The following is a 2,019-nucleotide window of genomic DNA, read 5'->3' on the forward strand; positions in this document are numbered from 1 at the left end:
TTGTGAGTAGATATGATTTCGGTCAATCAAAAGCATACACGATGACATAGTAAGTAATGTTCGTGAGAACTTACATTATCTCGATGTGAGTATATTTAATCACATTTAGAGTGGCAGGATGGATTATATGAATGAAATGATTAAACCAGGAGAAGTATTTAAACTTGCAGAACTATTACCTTATTCAGAAGGTAAGATCATCAATATGGATATTGTACATAATGAGAAGATGAAGTTTGTAGTAATGGCATTTGATGAAGGAACTGGACTTACTGAACATGCAGCACCAGGAGAAGCTATCATCTTCGCATTAGATGGTGAAGGTATTATTAGTTATGAAGGTAAAGACCATGTCATTAAAGCTGGAGAAAACTTCTGTTTTGCGAAGGGGGGCATGCATGCAGTCAAAGCATCTAAACGTTTCAAGATGGCATTACTTCTTACATTAGAATAATGAATATATTACCTAGAACGAGATTCAATGCAGTCTCGTTTTTTACTTTTTCATATTTTTTGAAATAGTTTCATTTATTATGGAACTATGGAATAGAAGCATTACCTTATTCTTACTTGATAGGGTGGATTGCGATATTGTTGGTTGAAACACCTTTGATGATTCGCATATATACGAAAAATTAGAAATAATCAGGGCGATAGGGTAATCCTGTCGTTTTTACTATATAATGGAATAAAGGAGGAGGTTTTCATGACAATACAAGCAAAAGCTGAACGAATAATCAAGGATATAAAGAAAGAAAAGGGAAACAATCCTATACAGATATTTAAAAGAATTGCAGATCATGATTATATCAATATTCATGGACCAGAACATCATATTTTAGATGGAGCATGTTTGCTCGTTGCATTTAAAAATGCAGGTGGTGAAATTGATTTAGATGATGCATTAAATAAAATCATGATAGAAGGATTAAGAATGCCTGGTGCTATGTGTGGTTTATGGGGTGTATGCGGTGCAGTCACATCACTTGGTGCAGCATTATCACTCATTGATCATACAGGACCTTTATCTACAGATGGCACCTGGGGAAACCATATGGAATTTACTTCAAACGCATTAAAGAACTTAGGTGAAATCAATGGGCCTAGATGTTGTAAAAGAGATGCAATGATTTCATTTAAGAATGCGATTGATTATATCAATGCGCATTATGATGTTACTTTAGAATATGAACATTCATCTTGTCACTATTCAAAACTGAATAAGCAATGTATAAAGGAGAGATGTCCTTTTCATGAGTAAAAAGAAAGTCGCATTCATTTGTGTTCATAATTCATGTAGAAGTCAGATAGCTGAAGCATTAGGTCATTATCTCGCTTTTGATGTTTTTGAAAGCTATTCTGCAGGAACAGAAACAAAACCTATCATTAATCAGGATGCTGTTCGTATAATGAAACAAATGTATGGCATAGATATGGAAGAGGCGCAATATTCTAAACTTATAAATGATATTCCAAAACCTGACATTGCGATTTCTATGGGCTGTAATGTAGGATGTCCTTTCATAGGTAGACCATTTGATGATAACTGGGGATTAGAAGATCCTACAGGTAAAAGTGATGAAGAATTCGTAAAAATTATTAAACAAATTGAAACTAAAATATTAGATTTAAGGGATAATTTAAAGAACTAGGAGAAATTTATATGAAACTCTTATATCGTTTTTGCTTATTAATTGCAATTATACTTTCCCATATCATGTGTGCTCTTGTTGCATATAACTATTGTAATATGGAATGGGAGATTAAGGTTGGAGGAACAAGTGTACCAGTTGAAATGGCTTATCTCTATGCGATTCCTTTTGTGATAGGAATTGTCTTATGTCTGATTGGCGCATTCTATTTCAAGAAAAATCATGTTAATATAATTATAAGGAGGTATAAGTGTGAAACAAAAATCAATCAAAACGTATAAAAAAAGACAAACTTAAAAACAAGTTTGAATAATTTAGAAAAAATAGAATAGTTGAATTTTATGGTTTAGTTAATTTAGAAACGTCA

The 2,019-nt window shown here is 32.5% G+C and carries 4 protein-coding genes; all 4 read left to right on the forward strand.

The window, feature by feature from the left end; all coding sequences use genetic code 11:
- The first annotated feature begins 127 nt into the window (after nt 1–127).
- The 4 genes from H8909_RS12905 to H8909_RS12920 all read left to right on the forward strand — a co-directional run bounded on the left by H8909_RS12905 (nt 128) and on the right by H8909_RS12920 (nt 1,933).
- A complete protein-coding gene (locus H8909_RS12905; protein ID WP_238928311.1) occupies nt 128–454 on the forward strand; it encodes a cupin domain-containing protein in 327 nt (108 codons plus the stop codon).
- Nucleotides 455–706: 252 nt separating this feature from the next.
- A complete protein-coding gene (locus tag H8909_RS12910) occupies nt 707–1,261 on the forward strand; it encodes a DUF5714 domain-containing protein (RefSeq protein ID WP_187013113.1) in 555 nt (184 codons plus the stop codon).
- Nucleotides 1,254–1,652 (forward strand): arsenate reductase/protein-tyrosine-phosphatase family protein, encoded by a 399-nt coding sequence (locus H8909_RS12915; protein ID WP_187013114.1) that lies wholly within the window; start codon nt 1,254–1,256, stop codon nt 1,650–1,652. Before H8909_RS12910 ends, H8909_RS12915 begins: the two co-directional genes overlap by 8 nt.
- Before the next feature lie 11 nt (nt 1,653–1,663).
- Nucleotides 1,664–1,933: a hypothetical protein gene (locus H8909_RS12920; RefSeq protein WP_187013115.1), complete on the forward strand. Its 270-nt coding sequence runs from the start codon at nt 1,664–1,666 to the stop codon at nt 1,931–1,933.
- Nucleotides 1,934–2,019 lie beyond the last annotated feature (86 nt).

The sequence above is a fragment of the Catenibacterium faecis genome (assembly GCF_014306455.1).
Classification (GTDB): domain Bacteria; phylum Bacillota_I; class Bacilli_A; order Erysipelotrichales; family Coprobacillaceae; genus Catenibacterium; species Catenibacterium mitsuoka_A.